The following is a 21,259-nucleotide window of genomic DNA, read 5'->3' as shown; positions in this document are numbered from 1 at the left end:
CCTCTCGGTCATCGAGGTCTGTCACCCAGCGCGCCGGCCCGGTCCGGCGCCGCCAGTATGAGAGGCGCATTGACAGGTGGTCAAGAGCCGCCTAATTTCGCCGCCACAGGACTGTTACTCCCGGGTACGCATCTCGCCCCGGTCAGGCTGCACCCCGTGTGTGCGCCTCCTTTCCGCACGGCCCACGAGCCCCCTCGCACGTCGCGCCCGTATTGGAGTACCCGTATGCGTCGTTCAACATCACCTTTGTCCCTGATTCTGCTGGGTGTCGGAGTCTTCCTCCTGGTGCTCACCCAGCTGCTGGTCTGGTACGTGGAGCCGCGCGCCAAGCGCACACCGACCGATGTGGACTCCACGACGGTCTTCAGTGGTCAGGGCAGCTACTTCGACACCGGGTCCGTCTCCGAACTGGATGGCCAGACGCTCACGATCACCCGTCGTGTCCTGGGGGACGTCGCCGCCGGCGAGCACAGCGGAAACGCGATCTGGGACGTGTCGACCCAGATCGACTCGCCGAAGACGCTCGCACTGCGCGACCCGCGCAAATCTCTGCAGTGGACCACCGAACGCTGGGTGACCGACCGCCGGACGAACCTGCCGGTGCGCTGCTGCGAGGAGAAGCCCGAGTTCGAGGGCGAGGCCTATCTGAAGTTCCCGTTCGACGTCGAGAAGCGCGGCTACTCCTGGTGGGACAGCACCCTGGGTGCCACCGTGCCGCTGGAGTTCGAGAAGGTCGCGAAGGTCGACGGGCGTGAGGGCTACCGCTTCGTCGGCAAGGTCGAGGCCACCCCGACCGGCACCCGTCTGGTGCCCGGCGTGCTGGTGGGCAGCTCGAAGGGTGGTCAGATCCTGGCGGAGGAGTGGTACTCCAACGCGAGGATCGAGCTGACCGTGGACCAGCGCACGGGCCGGATCATGAACGCGCTGATCGCGCCGAAGAAGACGCTGCGGGCCCCGGGTTCGAAGAAGGACGCGGTCACCCTGCTGGCCAGTGAGGGGTTGGAGTTCACGGACGCGACCCGGCGCGAGCAGGTCGCGCTGGCCTCCGACGACAGCGGCCGGCTGGAGCTGCTCGGCGAGACCGCTCCGCTCGTGGGCGGCGTGGCGGGCGGTCTGCTGGCGGTCGCCGGCGCCGTGCTGCTGATCCGCGGTCCCCGGCGGGGCGAACACTCAACAGAGTGAGTAGAACGGGCCTGCCCAAAGTCCCGAAATTGTCATCGGCGTGAGTAGCCGGAACGAATGCTTGAACGAACACTGATGTTACCCCGCGGTAAGGCCAACGTGTCCACTTGAACCGGCCGCCACCCTCGGCCGCCTACCACCGCGGTGTCCGCAGTACCCGTACCCGCAGCACTCCGTACGAGCCAGCCCAGCGCTTCATCCCCGGAAGCCCGGCACACCCTCATGTGCGCATCCCCCTGCGCATCCCCCACCCGCAGCCGCCGAGTTGGAGCACCTCTATGCCCCAGCGCTCGTCCGCTCTGGCCCCCGGCCAGAAGGACTCCCGTTCCGTCCCCGCTCAAGCACGCACGGGCAGCCACGTCACCGAATCGCTCGCCCTCGACCCCCACACCGCGTCCCCCGTGGCGCCCGTGCCGCGTCGGATCACCTTCCTCGCCCGCCGCGACCTGGCCAACCGGGCCGCCGGCGGATCGGAACTGCTCATCGACCGGATAGCCGACGGTCTGACCGCCGACGGCCACGACGTCACGCTCCTGTGCGGAGGCCCGGCCGCCGCACGCGACTACCGGGTGGTCTCCGCGGGAGGCGACGCGAGTCACTTCCTGCACGCCAGATCGACCTTCGCCCGCGAGGTCGGCAACTGCGACCTGCTGGTCGAAGTGTGCAACGGCATGCCGTACCTGGCGCCGCTGTGGCACCGCGGGCCCACGTTGTGCCTGGTCAACCACGTACACACCGATCTCTGGCAGATGCGTTACCCGGGCCCGGCGGCACGGCTCGGACGCAGACTGGAGCACTGGGCACTGGCCGGCACCCATCGCGACAACCTGATGGTGGCCGTCTCCGATTCGACCGCCGCCGAGCTGCGCGCCATCGGCGTGGCACCCGACCGCATCCGGATCGTCAACAACGGTGTCGAAGAGCCCGCCCCTCTGCTGCCCGAAGCGAAGGAACCGCTGTTCCTGGCCGTCGGCAGACTGGTGGAGTACAAGCGCGTCGACCTGCTCCTACGACTGTGGGAGCGGGTGCGCCCCGTCACCGGCGGCCGGCTCGTCATCGTGGGGGACGGCCCCGAACGGGAGCGGCTCGAAGCCATGGCCGGCCCCTCCGTGACGTTCGCCGGCCGGGTATCGGAAGCCGAGAAGCACCGGCTGATGTGCGAGGCGTGGCTGCTGTTGCACCCCTCCCTCGTCGAGGGCTGGGGCCTGGTCGTCACCGAGGCGGCCGCGCGGGCCACCCCCGCGATCGGATTCGACATACCCGGCCTGCGCGACTCCGTCGAGGACGGGGAGACCGGGGTGCTCGCCCGGGGCGAGAGTTCGTTCGCCGCCGCGTGGTGCGCCCTGTCCCTCAGTGCCGACCGGCGCGCGGCCATGGGGCGTGCCGCGGTGCTGCGCGCCAAGCGCTTCCGCTGGAGCGCGACGGTCCGTCAGTTCCAGGCGGTCGCCGCCGAGGCCGTGGCCCGCACGGCGTCCCCCGGACGCGGCAGGAGCGTCCATGGCTGAGACCACCGAACGCGAGCCCAGGGCTCCATCGGCCGGCGACACCGCACACGGCTTCAAGGACCCGTCGTTGAGGCGGTCGGCCGCCCTCTTCCGAGCGTTCATGCGCGAACCCGACGATCCCGAGCGGTGCTACACCCTGCTCGCCCGTGACTCGGTCGCCCAGGTGGCACGCCATGTCGACCTGGCCGGCAAGATCGTCGTCGACGTCGGCGGCGGCAGCGGCCACTTCACAGAGGAGTTCCGCCGCCGGGGCGCACACGGCTACCTCTTCGAGCCCGACCCGCGGGAGCTGAACGCCCGCGGCCGTACCACCGAGGACGCGGTCCTCGCCGACGGATACCTGCTGCCGCTCGCCGACGGCGTCGCGGACGTGTGCTTCTCGTCCAACGTGCTCGAGCACGTATCGGATCCGCAGACGTTCATCAGCGAGATGGCGCGGGTCACCCGCCCCGGCGGGCTGATCTACCTGTCGTTCACCAACTGGCTCTCGCCCTGGGGAGGTCACGAGACCGCGCCGTGGCACTACCTCGGGGCGGAGCGGGCCCGCGCACGCTACGAACGCCGCACCGGCCGCGCGGCCAAGCACACGCTCGGGGAGAACCTCTTCCCCGTCCACATCGGCTCCACCCTGCGGCACGTCCGCGGTCGCGACGACGTGCAGGTCGTGACCGCGCGGTCACGCTACTGGCCGTTCCTCGCGAGCACGATCACCCGGGTGCCGGGACTCCGCGAGATCGCCACCTGGAATCTGCTGCTGATTCTCAGGCGAAGCCCATGAGCATGCGAAGCGAGGAACGGTCATGACCACTACGGTCCAGGCGCCCACCTGGGTGCCGCAGCCCGGCCCGACGCCGACCAAGGCGTCCGGCGAACCGCGCGGACGCCGCCTGCTGTTCGGCTTCTGGGCCCTCGTCCTGGTGGCGTTCCTCGCGGTGTCACCGGGGAAGATGACGTTCGAGACCAAACTCGGCGTCGCCCTCGACCCCTGGCGCTTCCTCGGCGACCTCGGGTCGCTGTGGAACGGGAACGTCGGCCTCGGCGGCATCGCGAACCAGTACGTCGGCTATGCCTTCCCCGCACTCCCTTACTACGGGCTCATGGACCTGCTGCAGGTGCCGGTCTGGGTGGCCGAACGGCTCTGGCTCTCGATCATCGTGACCGCCGCCTTCTGGGGCGCGCTCCGGCTCGCCGAGCGGCTGCGGGTGGGGACGCCCGCGTCCCGGGTCCTCGGTGCCGTGGCCTACGCACTGTGGCCCACCTTCACGATCGTCATCGGCTCGACCTCCGCCGCCGCGCTGCCCGGTGCCCTGCTGCCCTGGGTACTGCTGCCGCTGACCTCCACGGCGTACAGCCCCCGGAAGGCCGCCGCACGGTCGGCCCTCCTGATCCCCTTCATGGGCGGCGTGAACGCCGCTTCGACACTGGCCGCGCTGCTGCCCGTGGGCCTGTACCTCCTCAGCCGCCCGCCCGGCCGGCGCCGGCGCGCGCTGCTCGGCTGGTGGATACCGGGCGTCGCGCTCGCCACCGTGTGGTGGGTGGTGCCGCTGCTCCTGCTCGGCGCGTACGGCGAGAACTTCATGCCGTACGTCGAGCAGGCCGACACCACCACCGCCACCATGTCCGCGACCGAGCTGCTGCGCGGCGCCGGCAACTGGGTGGCCTATCTGAACTTCGGTGAGGCATGGCTGCCCGCCGGCTGGACCGTCGCGACCTCCGTCGTCACCGTCCTCGGCTCGGCGTTCGCCGCGGCGCTCGGCCTCGCCGGCCTGGCACGGCGGGACCTGCCGGAGCGCCGCTGGCTGCTCCTGACCGTCCTGGCCGTCGTCCTGATCGCGCTCGCCGGGTACGCCGGATCCTTCGGCGGTCCCTTCCACGGCGCCGTCCAGGACTGGCTGAACGGGCCGTTGAAGCCGTTCCGCAACATCTACAAGTTCCAGCCGGGACTGGCCCTCGCGCTCGTCCTCGGACTCGCCCATCTGACGGCCGTGCTGTCCGAGAGCAGAGGCTCTCACGCACTCCGCGGTCGCCGCTGGGTGCCCGCGACCGCGGCCGTGCTCGTACTGCCCGGTCTGGCGCTCCCTTACGTCAACGGCTCGATCCTCCAGCCCGGGGCGTTCACCAAGCTGCCCACCCACTGGGAGAAGGCCGCCGACTGGCTCAAGGACAACGCCCGGGACAGTAGGGCCCTGGTCGTCCCCGCGACGGCGCACGGCATCTACACCTGGGGCTCCCCCATCGACCAGCCGTTCGACGTGCTGGCCGAGACCCCCTGGGCACAACGTGACTTCGTCCCCTTCGGCACCCCCGGCGCACGCCGTATGACGGACGCCGTCGAGCAGGCGCTGCTCTCCGGCGCCGAGGTCCCGGGCCTCCGGGAGTACCTCGCCCGGGCCGGCATGCACGAGGTGGTCGTCCGCAACGACCTCGACCCCGACCAGATCGGCTACGTCCCGCCGCAGACGGTGAAGCGAACCCTGGAGTCGTCCGGCTATCGCAAGGTCACCGGATTCGGCCCGCTGGTGACCGGCGGACGCATCGCCGCCGGCACCCCGCTCCAGGTGCAGGGGCTCTACCCGCGGCTCCAGGCCGTGGAGATCTACCAGCCGCAGGACACCGGGCGGCCCGGCAGGGTCGGTGTCTCGGCCGTGGCCGACACGGCCCTGGTCAGTGGCGGACCCGAGGCGCTGCTCCAGCTGTCCGCCGATCCCTCGATGACCGGCCGTCCGGCCGTACTGGCCGGGGACACGCTTCCCAAGGGCCTCGTCGCACCGGTGAAGGCGGTCGCGGACGGGCTGCGCCGGGCCGACACCCGGTTCGGCCTGGTCAACAACAACACCTCGTACACCTACACCGCGGACGAGCGCAATCACTCCGGCAGCCTGCAGAACCCGGGCGAGAAGCCCAAGCAGATCCTGCCGTCGGAAGGCACCGGTCACCAGACGACGGCGGTGCTGCGCGGCGCCCAGGCCGTGACGGCCTCCAGCAGCGGCAACTGGCTGTTCCACCTCCCGCAGTACGACCCGGTGAACGCCTTCGACGGCAACCCGGACACCGCGTGGGCCGAGGGCAGCCCGGGCGAGCCGGTCGGACAGTGGCTCCGGGTGGACTTCTCCCGGCCGACCGACATCCCGGCCTCCCTCCAGCTGACGCCCCTGCCGGGCGACGCCATGCGCGCGGCGCCCACCCAGGTGCGGATCGAGACCGACCGCGGTTCGGCCGACAGTCCCCTGCGGACGGACGGCCTGCCGCAGACCGTCAAGGCTCCCGCCGGCCAGGCCTCCTGGATGAAGATCACCGTCCTTGCCTCGCAGCAGGCGCGCCCGGGACTCTCCGGCGCCGGGTTCTCCGAGGTGTCGATCCCGGACGTGCAGGTGACGCGCCTGCTTGAGCTGCCCGCCGACGCGGGGAACACCGACGCGGAGTCGACCGTGTACTCCCTGCACCGCGGTACCGACGCGGGCGGCCTGTCGCCCGCGTCGGCCGAGGTGGGACTGCACCGGCAGTTCAGCACCGAGGAGTCGGGCGAGTACCGGGTGTCCGCGCGAGCCGTCGCCGTACCCGGCGGCGCGCTGGACGAACTGCTCGACCGTTCGGCCCTCGGATCGAAGAACCGGCTGACGGCCGCCGTGGACTCCATCAGCCGCAACGGCACGTCACTCGGCGCCCGCAACCTGGTCGACGGCGATCTGACGACCGCCTGGATCGCCGGCGACCGGCCGGTCGTCCACCTGAGCTGGCCCGCGATGAAGAAGATCGACGAGATCGTCCTCGCGGCGGCGGGCGGGGTGTCCACCCGGCCCGAGCAGGTGATGATCAGCTCCCCGCACGGCGCCGCGGTGGCCGACGTGGACGAGAACGGGCGGGTCCGCTTCCCGGCGATCGAGACGAACCGGCTCGACATCACCATCACCAGGGTCGCGCCGCTCACCGTTCACAACCCGGTGGCGAACGCGCAGTTGCAGCTGCCCGTCGGCCTGAGCGAGGTGCACGTTCCCGCGCTGGCCGACCTGCGGGTGCCGCGGCCGAAGCCGTCCGCCCGCTTCTCGCTGCCGTGCGGTGGGGGCCCGGACCTCGCCGTGGGCGGTGTCCTGCACAAGACGAAGGCCTCCGGGCTCGTCCGGGACCTCACCGAGCGACGCCCCGTCACCGTCACCCTCTGCGCGGGCGAGGAGAAGGACGGCACCCTGGAGCTTCCGTCCGGCGATCACGAGGTGGAGGCGAGTGACGCGGGCCCGCTGGCGATCACCGACGTCACGCTGACCCTCGGCACCCCGCGGGCCATGGACGGAGCGGCGGGCCGTGAGGCCACCGTCACCAGGTGGGCCGACGACAGCCGGACCGTCTCGGTGTCGGCGGGCGCGGGCGAGGCCGTGTACCTGCGGACCTACGAGAACGCCAACGACGGATGGAAGGCCACCCTGGACGGCACAGAGCTCGAGCCGGTGCGCCTCGACGGCTGGCAGCAGGCCTGGGTGATCCCGGCCGGCGCCTCCGGCACGGTGACCATGGAGTTCGAGCCCTCAGGTTCGTACCGGACGGCCCTGGCCGGCGGTGCGCTCGCGCTCGTCGCCCTCGCCACCCTGGCCTTCGTGGGCCGTCGGCGCGACGACGGTGACACCGACGAGCAGCTGCCCGAACCGGCGGCCCCGGGGATGCTGCTCGGAACGCTGGTGCTGACCACGGTCGTCGCGGTGGCGGCGGGGCCGCCGGCCCTGGTCGTGCCCGTGCTCGCCGTGGCGGCGCGGTTCCGGCCGGGTGTGCTGGTGCCGACGGCGGCGGTGGCGATGGGCGGCGCCGGCGTCGTCGCGGCCCTGGGCGCCGGGGATCCGGTCGCCGACGGGGTCGGCGCTTTCAGCGGCTTGGCGCAGGTGCTCACGCTGGTGGCCCTGTCCGCCGCGCTGGTGACGGCGGTGCGGCCGTCGGCCGCGGCCGACGGCCGCGGGGACGACGACGGGCAGGGAGGCGACGACGGATGGGCGGACGGCGACGGGCGTGAAGGCGACGGCGGTTCCGCCGCGCCGGACGCCGGACCGGTGGTCACGGCCAGGCCGCGAAGCACCGGCGACGGGCACCGGCCCGAGCAGCCCTTCTGGCGGCCGGAGGGCGGTGGCCCCTCGTGACCGAGCCGGGCACCACGGCCGGGACAGGGGCCGCCCCCGAGAAGGAGACCGCCGCCGGGAGGGGGACCGCTACCCCTCCCGGCAGGGTCCGGATTCCCTTTCCGACCGTCGACGAGGTGTCGCGGCACTGCCTCAGCGACGACGAACCGGAGAGCGTACACATCGAGGTCCATCTCCCCGGCAGGCTGGACCCGGTACGGCTGCGGGTCGCGTTCCAGCAGGCCCTCCTCGCACACCCCCGGGTACTGGCACGAGAAGTGCCCGGGCGTGGGCACCGGCGGTCCTTCGCGTGGGAGCTGACCGGTCGACCGGACAGCGATCCGGTGAGTTTCGCGGGGCCGGGGCCCGATGCCTTGGCGCAGGCCCGATCCCGCGCCCTGACGGAATGCCCACCGCTCACCCTGGCTCCGCCGATGCGCCTGGAAGTCGTCCAGGTGGAAGAGGGTGGGACCGTACTGCTGCTGATGTTGCATCACACCGCTCTCGACGCCCCGTCGGGGCTGCGGGTGCTCGCCACGACCGCCGAACGGTACGGCGGCACGGAAGCCCTCCCGGTTCCCGGGCGGGTCCGGCCGGAGCGCCCGGGTCCGACTCCGAGCGGGACCGGTGCCACCGGCCGCACCGTACTGGCGCGGCCCGTACGGGTCGCGCCGGACTCCCGCCCCGGGCCGGTACGCGCGCGTGCAGTGGGCAACGGCATGGTCCAGGCGGACCTGCCCGTTCCGCGGCGTGCGGCGCGAGACGGAGGCCTCCCGCCCTGGACCGTCAACGACCAACTCCTTGTCGCCACCTCACTGACGGTGGGGCGCTGGAACGTCTCGCAGGGCCGGCCGGCCGGTCCGGTACGTCTCACGATGCCCGTGGACGACCGGCCGCGCGGCACGGACATGCCGATGGGCAACGGAACCCGGCTCGTCGAGGTGGCCATGCCCTCCGAGGACCCGCGCGACATGGAGCTGCTGCTCGGTGAGCGGCCGGACCCGGAGGCCGTGGCCCGGCTGCTGCGCACCACAGCACGGCGCACCCGCGCTCTGAAGTCCGCCGACGGCGCCCCCATGGGCGCGGGGGCGAGCCTGCTGACCGCACCGCTGCTGCCGGTCGGCGTCCGGGGCGTGCTCACCCGTGGCGCGCGGCGGGCGGTGGCGTCCTGGACGTCGACGGCGCTGGTCACGAACATCGGACGCGTGCCGTACGCGCTGGACTTCGGCGACGCGGGACGGGCGACGGCCGTGTGGTTCTCCGCACCGGCGCGGATGCCACGGGGGCTGAGCGTGGCGGCGGCTGCCACCGGCGGGCGACTGCATGTGACGTTGCGCTGGTCGCGGGCGCTGCTCGGTGACGCGTCAGGCGCGGAACTGGCGGCCCTGTTCGCGGAGTCGCTGTCGACGACGTCTCTCACTCAGGCCGGGGACGACACACCGCGTCCGGACAGGACACCGGTGGGAACCCGCTCCACCCAGGACAACCACAAGAGGCCGTCATGACCACGTCAGCCACCGAATCCGCAGCTACCGAATCCGCAGCCACCGACTCGGAGGCAGCCGATAAGTCGCCCGCGACGGAGGCGACTTCGCCGGCCCCGCGCACCCCCGGGCTGCGGGACTTCTACGAGAACCCCACCGTTCCCGTCGCCTCCGGGGAGGCCCGGACAGTGCGGCAGGCCCGGATGCTGGCCGACGCGCTCGGCCCCGTGGGGCCCGGCCGCCCGGCCGCGACCGTACTCGACGTGGGCTGCGGGGACGGCTCGGCGGGCGCGATCGCGGCCCGCGTACTCGGCGGGCACCGCGTCGTGGGGATCGACTGGTCGCAGGACGCCCTGCGCCGCGCGGCCCCGCGCCTGAGCCAGGTCGTCCGCGGCGAGCTGACCGGCAGCGGTCTGCCGTTCGCCTCCGACAGTGCCGACGCCGTCCTGTTCAGCGAGGTCGTCGAGCACCTTGTCGACCCCGACAGCGCCCTCGACGAACTGCGCAGGATCCTGCGCCCCGGCGGGCATCTCATGCTCTCCACGCCGAACCTCGGCGCCTGGTACAACCGCGCGCTGCTGCTCGCCGGAGTCCAGCCGGTCTTCTCCGAGGTGAGTCTGCGGCGCATCCACGGCAGACCGGGCAGCGAGGTCGTGGGCCATCTGCGGCTGTACACGGCACGCGCGTTGCGCGAGTTCGTGGCCGCGTCCGGATTCGAGGTGGTGAAGCTCGCCGGCGCGCCGTTCCACGGAGTCCCGCGCCCGCTCCGGCCGCTGGACCGGCTGGCCTGCGGGGCGCCGTCGCTCGCGTCCATCCTCCTCGTGCATGCGAGAAAGGTGTAGCCCGTGGTGTGGGGTGTGGCCGCCGCGCTGGTGGCGAACGTCCTGTACAGCACCGGCTTCGTCCTGGAGAAGCGGGCGCTGGCCGGCATGCCGCCGTTGAGCGCCGCACGGCCGGGCCGGGCCCTCCTGCTGCTGGCCGGCCGGCCCTTGTGGATCTGCGGGGCCGTGGCGCTCGCCCTGGGGTTCGCCGCGCAGCTGGCCGTCTACCGCACCCTGCCGATCGCCGCCGCCCAGGGTCTGTTCCTGTCCGGTCTCGTCCTCCTGCTCGTGCTCTCATCGGTGGTGCTCGGCGAACGGCCCTCCGGCCGCGAGCGGCGTGCGGTGGCCGTCATCGGTCTTGCGCTTGTGATGGTGGTGGCCTCGCTGTACGAGACCAGCGAGGAGATCAGCCGTACCGCTCCCACCGGAATCCTGCTGGCCCTGTGCCTGCCGACCCTCGCGGCCGGTCTCCTGCTCTACGCGGCCGCGGAGCGGCGCGCCCGCCGACGGCATCGGCAGCCGACCACCGGAGTGGCCTACGCGGTCGCCGTCGGTCTCATCTACGGCGTCAGCTCGCTCGCGATCAAGGGCGTCTCCGGGCACCTGGACGCCGAGGACCTCATGGGCTCCGTGCCCGCCGTGCTGGCCTCCCCGTACCCGTACCTCCTGCTGTCGACGGGCGTCAGCGGACTGGTGCTGTCGCAGACCGCCCTGCAGCGCTGCCGGGCGTCCCTGATCGTCCCGGTGTGCTCGACGGTGAGCTGCGTGTTCTCCATCGTGAGCGGCACGATCGCGTTCGACGAGCCCCTGCCCGACGACCCGTTGCGGCTGTTACTGCGTCTCGGCGGCACCGTACTGGCGCTCACGGTCCTGCTCACCCTGCCGCGACACGAGGCGAACACCCCCACTCCCGAAGGAACCCGGTCATGAAGCCCGACAGCCCGCTGCTGAAGATTCTCGCCTGCCCGCTCGACAAAGGGCCGTTGATCCTGGACGAGATCGGGGGCACGCTCTACAACCCGCGCCTGCGCCGGCGCTACCCGATCGTCGACGGCGTCCCGCAGCTGCTTCCCTCCTCCGGTGTGCCCGCCGTCGCCGAGGAACCCGTCGTCGGGAGCGAACACGACGTATGAGTTCGGGCGGACGCCGTGCTCGGGGCCGAAGCAGTAGGCGCCGTCGACGCCGGTGCGGACGGTGGCCATCACGGTGCCGTCCTCGGCCAGGAGCTGGACGGTGACTCCGGGGATGCCGGGTTCGTCGTCGTCGACGCTCTGCGCGCCGCCCTTGTTGCGCTCGTACCGGACGCGGCTGCCGATCCGGACGGCCGGTTCGTCGCAGAGGACGGCCGTCCACGGGAACCAGCGGTTGGAGTTCGATACGGCAGCCATGGCTGCCGGCCGCACTCGACGACCCAGAACTACGGTGTCCCACCACATACGACTCTGACCTGCTGCTTCCTACGGTGTGGCGACACCGAAACGTCCCCGCACATGCCTGGAAGTGGTGCACATGGCCGCCGCAACAACCTCCCCGACCCCACCCGGTTCGCTCAAGCGCATCGTCGCCGCCAGCCTCATCGGCACCACCATCGAGTGGTACGACAACTCATCCGACCAGAGCTAGGACCTGTGGTTTTCCTGCTGCTACCCCTCCGAGGTCAGCACCGAACCAGCACCGGAGAATCTCGTGTCGGCAGGCAATCGAGGATGTACGCGTTCTGACTGGCGGCGGCCTTGAGCGGAAATCCCAGAGCCGGTCACTTACCGTAGCGCGCTGCCCCACTAACGAGCTCGTGCAGGTAGGCCGCGAGTCGTCGATGGTTGATCATGGTCGGATCGTGCGGAACGTGACTTGCTCAGTGATCATCAGCAACCGCCGAATCACAAGCCTGTCCACCGGAGGTAGCTGGCGCGGCTGCATCTGACAGTCGGACGCCACGGGCGCGCCGGCCCGACCTACACGCCGTTAGCGAGAACACCCGCTGGCCCGCCGACTTCAACCACACGGCCGCCGGAGTCGTCGACACCGATGACCCCGGCCCCGAGCCCTCGCCCCTACTCCAGCCCCCGGGGATGACGTGGCAGGCGCCGCCGCTGCGGTCCACTCCCTGACCAAGATGCGCTGCTCAAGACAGCGGCGACCGCGATCCGCCTGACGGCAGCGGCTGTGAACGGTGAGCTTGACCTCGCGCCCCGCCCCAACAGGTGAAGGAGTAGGTCGTTTCTCTTGGATCATCATGGTGACCAGACGAGGATGGCCGCGATATGAAGTCCGGCCAGGTAGACGGTGGCGGACCTCTCGTAAGCGGGTGGCGCGCTGACCTCTGGTGATGGCGGACGGACCGCGCTTGGGCAGGCAACTGACACCGTCGTGCGCCTGGGCTGGTCGAAGAGCTGATGGACCGCCTCGGTTGCCACTCGAGTGGAGACCGCACCGAACGACCGGATGGCTGGTCGGCTCGGCTGGACTCGTACGCTCGGGACCGTCCGGGGCCAACTCAACCTGGACACCTGCCGGGGCATGGGCAACGTCCCGGCTTCACGCGGTGGTGCGGCTGCGACGTCGCGAGCAGCTCCGGAAGCCCGCGTCGGCTTCGCTGCGGCACGACCAGGGGGAGCAGCCGTTGCGGCCGAATCGAGGCGCCAAGCCAGATGGAGCCGCCGGGGGGTCTCGGTCTGGACCGGCGTCCTCAACGCGGCCGACTACGGCGTTCCGCAGACGCGGAAGCGGGCGATCCTCCTCGCATCGCGCGTCCGAACCGCCGGGCCTCCGCCGCCGACGCACGCCCGCTTCGCTGAGCCCGAGAGCCTCTTCGGGCCGAGGCGCGCCCGGTGGGTGTCCATGGCAGAGGCCCTCGGCTGGGGCGCCACCGACCGCCCCGTGCCCACGGTCTGCGCCGGAGGCGGGCCCGGAGGCGGCCCCGAACCTTTCCCGTCCGGCGCCCGCAAGACGCTGACGGACGCCCGCGACCGCGGCACCTGGACGGAACCGCCGAAGGCTGCGGACATCGTCCTCAAGCCCCAGACCCGCGGGGCGGGTTGGACGGCCCGGCACGGAACGCGCGGGAACAGCCCCGCCTCCGGCCCCGCCCCAACGTGCACCAGCAAGGCTGCGCATTGGACCTGGGCCCTGCGCAGCAACAATCAGTCCAACGCGACCATCCGAGGTGTAGACGAGCCCGCTGGCACGCTGTTCTTCGGGCACCGGGCGAACGAGTGCATGTGGGTCGCCCGCCCAGCCCACGGGGAGGAGCAGGAGACCACGCCGCCGGCCCCCATCCGGATCACCGCCGCGGAGCCCGGCACCCTGCAGACCTTCCCCGACGACTACCCCTGGCAGGGCACCAAGGGCGCCAAGTCCTCCCAGATCGGCAACGCCGTCCCGCCGCGACTCGCCGCACACCTCCTCGCCCCGCACCTCGACCGCACCCTCACCGCCGACGACTTCACCCTGGCAGCCTGATGTCCCCAACCCCCGACCCCGGCACGGAGGATCCGTACGAGCCGACCGAGCGCCCTCCGCTCTACTACGCCGAGCAAGCGCTCCTGGGTGCCGTCCTCCTCCAGCCCCAACTGCTGCTGGCCCTGGAGGACCTCGACACCTCCGCCTTCGACAGCCCCGTCCACGCTGCCGTCTTCGCCGCGATGCACGACGTCCCCGCACCCGAGGAAGCAACCTCCGTCGGCGGGCTCGACTGGCTGAACACCGTCCTGGCCAAGGCCCGGACGCAGACACCGGGCCTGCCCCCTCGTACATGCACAATCTGGTCTCCGCCTGCCCCCAGCCCCAGCACGCCTCCGCGTACGCCGTCGTCATCCGCGCCGAGTACGCCCGGCGCACCATCCACCACCACGCCGAACAGCTCGCACGGGCCGCCACAGACACCACCGTGCCGGAACGCCCCCGGCACACCCTCACCGCCGCCGACGACCTCGCACGGCACCTCGATCAGCTCGCGGGACGTTTCCCCTCCCATGCCCGCCCGCTGCCCCGCACCCCGCACCCGCCGGCCCCCCGACCGGCAGAGGGAGACGAGGGGCGGGAGGCCGAACAGTGGCTGCTCGCAGGCGCGGTCTCCCGGCCAGAGCAGTTGAGCGAAATGCGCTGGCTGACCGCCGACGACTTCCTCGACCCGGTCCACGCCGGCCTGTGGCAATGCGTCACCGCACTGGCCCACCGCGGGCACCCCGTGGATCCGATCACGGTGCTGTGGGAGGCCCAGCAGCAGGGCCTCCTCGCCACCGCTGTCGCCCCCGCCGCCGTGATCGCCCTGCTCTCGGAGCCCGTCGGCTCCGCGAGGTACTGGGGCGAGCGACTCGTCGAACGGGCCCTCCTGGCACGAGCCCTCCACGCCGCCGGGCAGATCACCGCCTACGCCGCGGACCCCACCAACAGCGTGCACCAGCTCATCGCCGGCAGCCGCCGCGCGCTCGCCGACCTCCACACCGTCCGCAGCCGCTGGCAGCAGGCCACCCGCCCCATCGCGACATCCGCCCCGGCGTCACCGCAACCACCACCGGACCAACAGCCGACGCCGCACGCTCCCACCTCCACGAACTCGGCTGGCGCAGCACCAGCCCCACCACCATGGTGCTCGCCCGCGTCGACCGCGAAGAGCCCCACTACGCCAACCTCGCCGCCCGCCAGCTCCGGCGCTACGGCTTCACCGTCGACATCACGCCCGGCCTCCAGGACGAGATCGACACCAAGTGGGAATGGGCCAACTACCCGTTTCCCTGGTGCACCAGGGAGGAAGTCCGCGAGGTAAGCGCCGAAGCCCAGCGCATCCACGACGACATAGCCGAAGGCCGCTTCGTCGTCCACCTGCACGCCAACGACGGACAGAACACTGTTGCCGTCGGCAGCTACAGCACCGGGGTCCGGCGTCACGTGCACCTCCACGGCGAAGACCACGTCCGGCAGGTCAGCTCGACGTTCAAGGACAAGACGGAGGCCATCGCCGAGTTCCAGCGGCTGTACTCCGTCGCCGCCCACCCTGGCCCCGCCCCACTGACCGACCTCGAACGCACCGTCCGCCAAGTCCTCACCTGCGGGCAGCCGATTGCTTACACAGAAGCCGTGACGCCTGGGGCGGAGCCGCCGGCCGCAGGACCTGGCGAGCACGAAGCCTTCATCCAGACCCTCTTCGCAGATGAACCCCGGTGGGAGAGATACCGGCCGTTCGACGAGACGACGATCGCCGTCAACGAATCCCTGACCGCCCGGGCCGAGTTCGACCATGAGGCCCGACACCGTTCCGACGTGGCCTGGACGATCTCTGAGTACGACGGCCCGGTCGGCGAACGCATCTGGCACGCCACGATCACGGCGAGTACGCCCGTCCCCTTGATCGCAACGATCCTTCAGCACCTCGATTCACCTCCTGTCTGGTCCGGCGAGGGCCCCCACGAGATCCTGCGGGCCGCAGGATGGAGCCCAGCGAGCCACCCCGCCCACGCCGGCTGGACAGCGGGCAGCCGCTCGGTCACCTTCGGGCACACCCCACACTCCACCGCCGACCGTTGGACCCTCCACGGCGGCGACAACGTCGACCGTGCGGCGTGGATGATCAGGCTCTCCGCCGGTGTCGCCGAGGCCCTCCTGGCTGAACTCGTCTCCACCGCCACGACCCTCGTCGCCGCGCCCCCACCGACGACCGCCGCCCGAGTGATGCCCGTTGCTCGAATCTCAGCTGCCGTTCCGCAGCCGCACGCTCGGCGTAGGTAATCGTGCACTCAGCGATGCGCCGTAGATGCGACGGCGCGTCCCATGTGTCGGCGTACACGTGAACGTGCCCGGTCATGTACGGATGAACGTGCCCACTTCCTGAGTACTGAGTGAGTGTTTCGAACCTGAGCTCTGCGAGAAACGGAGTGACAGTGGCCCTGTGTTGGGCGAGACTCCGGCCATGCGTGATCACGTAGAGACTCCATCCGGGCTGCTGCTGCGTCGATGGGCCGCGCTGGATGCCCGCCCGGTGATGAGTGCGTTTGCAGACCCTTTGATGCGTGGGCAGTCCGAGGCGGCGATCGACTCGCAGGACGCTGCGGAACGGTGGATTTCGGTGTGGACGGAGCGATGGGACGCGGGGGCGGCCTTCGCCTTCGCCGTGGTTGACGGAGGAGGCGCCGTACTCGGAAACGTCGCCGTTGGTGCCGTCGATCGGCGTCATGCCACCGGCTGGGTTTCGTACTGGACGACGTCAACGGCCCGCGGGCGGGGTGTCGCCTCGCAGGCATGCAGGGCTCTGGCGCGGTGGGCTTTCTCTGACGCTGAGCTGTCCCGCCTCGAGCTGGGCCACCGGGTCAACAACCCCGCGTCGTGCCGGGTCGCTGCCGCCGCCGGCTTCGCGGTCGAGGGTCTTCAGCGGCAGAAGCTCGAATACGACGGCGTGCGCTATGACGTCGAACTCCACGCGAGGCTGGCAAGCGACAAAGAACCGTCATACCAATGAGGCGGGCACCTTGCGCGGCGGGTTCTGCCTCGGACCTCAGGTGGCCGCAGCCTTCTTCGTCCAGCCTGGGGGCAGGCCCTTCCTCGTGAGCCGCCTGGTCATGAGGGTGATGAGGGACCAGTTCAGGTGAGCCTCGGAATGCTGCGGGAGACGCTCGTAGTCTCTCGCGTTGCGGCGGGCGTGGTCCGCGCCCGGCGGCCCGTCGATGACTGCATCACTGCCACCGGCCTGAGTCTGGATGGCTGACCGCAACCGGGGACCAGTCCCGGATCACCCATCCCTGTCCGCATGGTCCCCCATCTCCACGTCGGCGCAGAAGGTCTCCCAAATCCCATCGCGCAAGAGAGCGGTCTCGTCGATGCCGGAGACTAGGTCGCGCAGCTCTTCCGCCACCTCGTATGTCTCCTCGTCGCCCTCGGCATGGAACGGGAAGCGTGCGATCACAGCCGCGATGCATCGGTTGAACGAAGCGAGGTCCCTGTTCACGTGACTGACCGCCGCTGACTCGATCTCGGGAGTGTGCACCACGTGACCGCTGGCCACGTCAATGGCGATACGTCCGAACAGGCCACTCATCGCGATGTCGATCAGCCCACGTTCACCGGACCCCGCGAAGTGCACCGGCTTGCTCAGTGGCCGGTACTCGTATCCGATCAACCCGCCTGGGATGCCCCTCTTCCCCAGATCGACAGCAACCTGGGTGGGCACCTCGGGCGGGACTTCAATGGCCATTGCCGGATGCCGTCACTGCTCCGGGACACCCGCCCCCAGCGTTCGCCCCAGGGCGCCGAGCAGCCCGGAGAGCCGGCGCCGGTCTGCCGAGCCCAGTCCGGCGAGCAGTTCCTGCTCCTGGGCCGACCGTACGGCGAAGATCCGCTCGGCCAGCGCGAGACCCTCCGGGGTGAGACACAGCCGGATGATCCGACGGTCGTCCGCGTCGCGCTCCCGCCGGATCAGCCCCGCTGCCTCCAGACGGTCCGCGTGCTGGGTGAGACCGCCCGCGCGGACCCTGCCGGCCGCCGCCACCTCGCCCGTCGTCCGACGGTAGGGCTCGCCCGCGTCGCGGAGGGCGGCGAGCACGTCATAGGCGGGCAGGCTGATGCCGTATTCGCGGACGGTCCTGCTGATCAGCTCCTGATGAACAGTGGCGCACTCGTTGAGCCGTGCGAGCACGGCTGCGGGTGAGCTGTCCGCCGCCAGGGCGGCGGGCTCCGGGCGAAGACGATCGGGGTGTACGGGCTCCGAGTGCGGCCGGGTGGCCTCGGGGCCCGTTGCGGGGCGGTCGACGCCGGGGCGCACGGACCCGTCCTGGCCGTCGGCCGTGCCGCCCGGCGCAGATGGGCGAGCGAGGTCGAGAGCGTTGCCGAATGCGGTGGTGAGGACGTCCGTCAACGCAGGAGCGAGCTCGTCGGTGGGGACGGAGGCCGCCGGTTCGTGGGCGAAGAGGTAGCGCTCCATGATCACGCCGAACAGGACGCTCCGAATGACGGCGGCGCGCACCTCCGCGTCGGCCGAGTCGCCCAGTAGGCGCGCGAGAGGTTCGCCGACCTGCTTCTCCAGGATCGTGCGCAGAAGCTCGGCGCTCGGCGGGTGGCTGACGGCCGAGCGGATCAATGCGGGCCAGGGATCATCGACCGGCAGGTGATCCCATCGGTCGAGGTAGGCGCGGGCCAGGGCCGCGGGCAGTTCGCCCGTGCTGCCCACTGCGGCGGACAGCACGTCTTCGGTGATGCCCGACCCGCCGGCCACCGCCTCACGGAACAGGCCGTCCTTGGTTCCGAAGTACGCCATCACCAGGCCGGGCGTCACTCCCGCCTCGGCCGCGATGGCGCGGACGCCGACGCCCTTGTAGCCGTGCGCGCCGAACAGGCGCCGCGCCGCGTCGAGGACCGCCTGGCGATTGCCCTCCGGGTCGTGGGAGCCGGGACGGCGCGGTGGCGGTTGCCCTGCTCCCCAGCCGGTTTCCGCTTCCGGCGTGGGGCTTGCGGTCGATCGTCGACGGCTCTTGTTCCTCGGATCCACGTGATCCAGATTAAACGAGTGTTCATAAAAACACTCGTTCAAAAACGGTCACACTTTGTGCACCGGGCCGGTTCGCAGGGCGAGCGGCAGCGTGGTGCCGCCGCGCAGTACCGCGACGATCTCGGCCAAGATCGACACAGCGGTCTCTTCCGGGCCCCGGCCACCGAGATCCAGCCCGATCGGCGAGCGCAGCCGTGCGAGTTCCGCGTCCGTCGTGCCCGCCGTACGCAGCCGCTCCAGTCGGTCCTCGTGCGTCCGGCGGCTGCCCATGGCTCCGACGTACCCGGCCATACTGCGCAGGGCGAGGGCGAGAACCGGCACGTCGAACCGTGCGTCATGGGTCAGCACGCACACCGCGGACGACGCGTCGACCAGGTGGTCATGGGCGCGGAACCAGCGGTCGGGTCGTTCGGTGACGACATCCTCGGCCCTCGGGAAGCGCTCGGCCACCGCGAAGGCCGGCCTGGCGTCGCAGACCGTCACGCGGTACCCGAGTGCGGCGCCCATGTCCGCCAGGGGCCGGGCGAACTCCACCGCGCCGAAGATCAGCAGGCGTGGCCGCGTGGCGAAGGACTGCACCAGGAGCTCACGCTCCGGCGCACAGGCGGATTCCTCGGTCGTGTCGTCCCCGCTGGTCACCAGCCCGCTGGCGCCGCGCCGGAGCATGCCCTCGGCGACCAGGGCCGCCGCCCGGTCCGTCCCGGGATCACCCAGGGAGCCGGTCGTCGTCCCGCCGCCGACGGCCAGGCAGCCACTGCCGTCGACGGGGGTGACCAGGGCCACCGGTACGCCGGCCGCGATGTCGGCGGCGAGCCGGCTGAGCGGTACATCCGCACCCACCTCGCGGACCAGTACCTCGATCGTTCCGCCGCAGGTCAGACCCACCGCGAAGGCGTCCTCGTCACCGACTCCCCAGCGTTCGAGCGTCGGGGCGGCTCCCGCGAGCACCTCCTCCGCGATCGCGCAGACGGCGGCTTCGACACAGCCGCCGGAGACGCTGCCGACGATGCGGCCCTCCTCGGACACGAGCATCGACGCACCCGGACCGTGCGGGGACGAGCCCCAGGTCCGCACGACGGTTGCCATGGCGAAGCGGGTTCCGGAGCGTTGCCAGGCGGCTGCCTGGTCGATGACGTGTCGCATGTCGCCTCCGCGGACCGTGAAATCTCTGGCAACCTCTTGCCAAGAAGAAACTTTAATGTAAATCATTTTAGGTACTAGATAGATCGACCCGTGTCGAATGCCACGGCGCGACGACGACACGAGAGGTCCGGTGGCAGCAGGTTGAAACCCACACCCTTCGACTACACCGCCCCCAGCACCGTCGGCGAGGCGGTCGCCCTCCTCGCCGACGAGGAGCGGGAGGCCAAGGTCATGGCGGGCGGCCAGTCCTTGATCCCCATGCTGAACATGCGTCTCGCCAGGCCCGAGCTGCTCGTGGACATCACCCGGATCCCCGAACTCGGCCGTCTCCACGTGGACGAGTCAGGCGACCTCCGCATCGGAGCCGCCGTACGGCAGGCCCACGCCGCCGCGGACCACGCGGTACGGGACGGATGGCCGCTGCTCGCCGCCGCGATCGGCCACATCGGGCACCCTCAGATCCGCAACCGCGGCACCGTCTGCGGCAGCCTCGCCCACCACGACCCGGCCGCGGAGCTGCCCACCGCGGCACTGGCCCTGGACGCCCGCTTCGTGATCACCGGTCCGCGGGGCACCCGTACGGTCGTCGCCGAGGACTTCTTCGTCGCCACCTTCTCCACGGCCGTCGAGGCGGACGAGCTCCTCACCGAGGTCGTCTTCCCGCGGCCCCCGGCACAGCGGGGCTGGGCATTCGAAGAACTGACCCGCAGACACGGCGACTTCGCCACCGTCGGCGTAGCCGCGGTCCTGGAACGGGACACCGCCACCGACACCTGCCGCGCCGCCCGCGTGGTCTTCTGCGGCGCCGGCCCCGTCCCCGTACGACTGCCCGCCGCGGAGGACGCGCTCGTGGGGAGCGACGTCGGAGAGCAGGCACTCGCCACAGCGGCCCACGCCGCACTCTCCCACCTCACCCCCTCCGACGACGTCCACGCCACCGCCGAGTACCGGCGCGAGGGCGCCGCCCGCCTCCTCGTCCGCGCCTGCACCACCGCCTGGGAGCGCTGCTGATGACCCCCTCCGTCCCCACCCCGCTCGGCGCGCGCACACCGCCGCTCGCCGAGCCCTCCGCCTGGCACGAGATCAGCCTCACCGTCAACGGACGGCCGGTCACCGCCCAGGTCGAATCGAGGCTGCTGCTCAGCGACTTCCTGCGCGACCGGCTCGGCCTCACCGGTACCCATGTCGGCTGCGAACACGGAGTCTGCGGGGCCTGCACCGTTCTCGTCGACGACGAGCCGGTGCGCACCTGCCTGACCCTGGCTGTGCAATGCGCCGGTGCCGAGCTCCGCACCGTAGAGGGCCTCGCCCCCGCCGACGCCCCGCTCACCCCCGTGCAGCGAGCCTTCCACGAGTGCCACGGCATGCAGTGCGGCTTCTGCACGCCCGGATTCGTCATGACGGCGACCGCCCTGGTCGAGCAGCACGAGCGCCCCGACGAGGAACAGGTCGCCGACGCGCTCAGCGGACACCTGTGCCGGTGCACCGGCTACCGCAACATCCGCCGTGCCGTGTGCCAGGCACTCGACGAGCGATTCGGGGAGTGACC

Annotated in this window: 16 protein-coding genes and 4 pseudogenes; 15 read left to right on the top strand and 5 right to left on the bottom strand. The window is 71.3% G+C overall.

Going from position 1 to position 21,259, the window contains the following annotated elements; genetic code table 11:
- The first annotated feature begins 225 nt into the window (after positions 1-225).
- The 8 genes from OG259_RS35855 to OG259_RS35820 all read left to right on the top strand — a co-directional run bounded on the left by OG259_RS35855 (position 226) and on the right by OG259_RS35820 (position 11,224).
- Positions 226-1,182 (top strand): DUF3068 domain-containing protein, encoded by a 957-nt coding sequence (locus OG259_RS35855; protein WP_328946024.1) that lies wholly within the window; start codon positions 226-228, stop codon positions 1,180-1,182.
- 278 nt (positions 1,183-1,460) lie between these two features.
- Positions 1,461-2,687: a glycosyltransferase family 4 protein gene (locus tag OG259_RS35850; RefSeq protein ID WP_328946023.1), complete on the top strand. Its 1,227-nt coding sequence runs from the start codon at positions 1,461-1,463 to the stop codon at positions 2,685-2,687.
- 100 nt (positions 2,688-2,787) lie between these two features.
- Positions 2,788-3,465 (top strand): class I SAM-dependent methyltransferase, encoded by a 678-nt coding sequence (locus tag OG259_RS35845; protein ID WP_328947278.1) that lies wholly within the window; start codon positions 2,788-2,790, stop codon positions 3,463-3,465.
- A gap of 22 nt (positions 3,466-3,487) precedes the next feature.
- Complete coding sequence (locus OG259_RS35840; RefSeq protein WP_328946022.1) at positions 3,488-7,807, top strand: alpha-(1->3)-arabinofuranosyltransferase domain-containing protein; 4,320 nt, start codon at positions 3,488-3,490, stop codon at positions 7,805-7,807.
- 116 nt (positions 7,808-7,923) lie between these two features.
- Positions 7,924-9,291: a condensation protein gene (locus OG259_RS35835; RefSeq protein ID WP_328946021.1), complete on the top strand. Its 1,368-nt coding sequence runs from the start codon at positions 7,924-7,926 to the stop codon at positions 9,289-9,291.
- Positions 9,288-10,112: a class I SAM-dependent methyltransferase gene (locus OG259_RS35830; protein WP_328946020.1), complete on the top strand. Its 825-nt coding sequence runs from the start codon at positions 9,288-9,290 to the stop codon at positions 10,110-10,112. The genes OG259_RS35835 and OG259_RS35830 overlap by 4 nt, the downstream gene beginning before the upstream one ends.
- 3 nt (positions 10,113-10,115) lie before the next feature.
- Positions 10,116-11,021, top strand: coding sequence for a DMT family transporter (locus OG259_RS35825; RefSeq protein ID WP_328946019.1), 906 nt, complete (start codon positions 10,116-10,118; stop codon positions 11,019-11,021).
- Positions 11,018-11,224: a Trm112 family protein gene (locus OG259_RS35820; RefSeq protein WP_443052075.1), complete on the top strand. Its 207-nt coding sequence runs from the start codon at positions 11,018-11,020 to the stop codon at positions 11,222-11,224. Before OG259_RS35825 ends, OG259_RS35820 begins: the two co-directional genes overlap by 4 nt.
- Before the next feature lie 45 nt (positions 11,225-11,269).
- On the opposite strand, the pseudogene OG259_RS41850 reads toward OG259_RS35820, so the two are convergent.
- A pseudogene (locus OG259_RS41850) lies at positions 11,270-11,479 on the bottom strand (SdrD B-like domain-containing protein); the annotation flags it as partial.
- 1,276 nt (positions 11,480-12,755) lie between these two features.
- On the opposite strand from OG259_RS41850, the pseudogene OG259_RS35815 reads away from it, so the two are divergent.
- The 5 genes and pseudogenes from OG259_RS35815 to OG259_RS35795 all read left to right on the top strand — a co-directional run.
- Positions 12,756-13,553 (top strand): annotated as a pseudogene (locus OG259_RS35815) (DNA cytosine methyltransferase); the annotation flags it as partial.
- A complete protein-coding gene (locus OG259_RS35810; protein ID WP_328946018.1) occupies positions 13,553-14,185 on the top strand; it encodes a DnaB-like helicase N-terminal domain-containing protein in 633 nt (210 codons plus the stop codon). The pseudogene OG259_RS35815 and the gene OG259_RS35810, both read left to right, overlap by 1 nt.
- Positions 14,186-14,190: 5 nt before the next feature.
- A pseudogene (locus tag OG259_RS35805) lies at positions 14,191-14,319 on the top strand (DnaB-like helicase N-terminal domain-containing protein); the annotation flags it as partial.
- A gap of 359 nt (positions 14,320-14,678) precedes the next feature.
- Complete coding sequence (locus tag OG259_RS35800) at positions 14,679-15,818, top strand: DUF317 domain-containing protein (protein WP_328946017.1); 1,140 nt, start codon at positions 14,679-14,681, stop codon at positions 15,816-15,818.
- 181 nt (positions 15,819-15,999) lie between these two features.
- Positions 16,000-16,545 (top strand): GNAT family N-acetyltransferase, encoded by a 546-nt coding sequence (locus OG259_RS35795; protein ID WP_328946016.1) that lies wholly within the window; start codon positions 16,000-16,002, stop codon positions 16,543-16,545.
- Positions 16,546-16,584: 39 nt separating this feature from the next.
- Here the strand turns inward: OG259_RS35795 and OG259_RS35790 are convergent.
- The 4 genes and pseudogenes from OG259_RS35790 to OG259_RS35775 all read right to left on the bottom strand — a co-directional run.
- Positions 16,585-16,728, bottom strand: a pseudogene (locus OG259_RS35790) (IS5-like element IS4811 family transposase); the annotation flags it as partial.
- Positions 16,729-16,815: 87 nt separating this feature from the next.
- Positions 16,816-17,277, bottom strand: coding sequence for an SUKH-4 family immunity protein (locus tag OG259_RS35785; RefSeq protein ID WP_328946015.1), 462 nt, complete (start codon positions 17,275-17,277; stop codon positions 16,816-16,818).
- A 12-nt stretch (positions 17,278-17,289) separates the two neighbouring features.
- The gene (locus tag OG259_RS35780; RefSeq protein ID WP_328946014.1) at positions 17,290-18,567 is read right to left on the bottom strand and encodes a TetR/AcrR family transcriptional regulator; all 1,278 of its coding nucleotides are present in this window, start codon (positions 18,565-18,567) and stop codon (positions 17,290-17,292) included.
- Positions 18,568-18,615: 48 nt separating this feature from the next.
- Complete coding sequence (locus tag OG259_RS35775; protein ID WP_328946013.1) at positions 18,616-19,710, bottom strand: XdhC family protein; 1,095 nt, start codon at positions 19,708-19,710, stop codon at positions 18,616-18,618.
- A gap of 141 nt (positions 19,711-19,851) precedes the next feature.
- Between OG259_RS35775 and OG259_RS35770 the strand changes: the two genes are divergently transcribed.
- Both OG259_RS35770 and OG259_RS35765 read left to right on the top strand, forming a co-directional pair.
- A complete protein-coding gene (locus tag OG259_RS35770) occupies positions 19,852-20,721 on the top strand; it encodes an FAD binding domain-containing protein (protein ID WP_328946012.1) in 870 nt (289 codons plus the stop codon).
- Positions 20,721-21,257, top strand: a complete 537-nt coding sequence (locus tag OG259_RS35765) for a (2Fe-2S)-binding protein (protein ID WP_328946011.1) — start codon at positions 20,721-20,723, stop codon at positions 21,255-21,257. The genes OG259_RS35770 and OG259_RS35765 overlap by 1 nt, the downstream gene beginning before the upstream one ends.
- Positions 21,258-21,259: the final 2 nt, after the last annotated feature.

Source organism: Streptomyces sp. NBC_00250, assembly GCF_036192275.1.
Lineage (GTDB): Bacteria > Actinomycetota > Actinomycetes > Streptomycetales > Streptomycetaceae > Streptomyces.
This window is presented reverse-complemented; position numbering and strand designations above follow the sequence as displayed.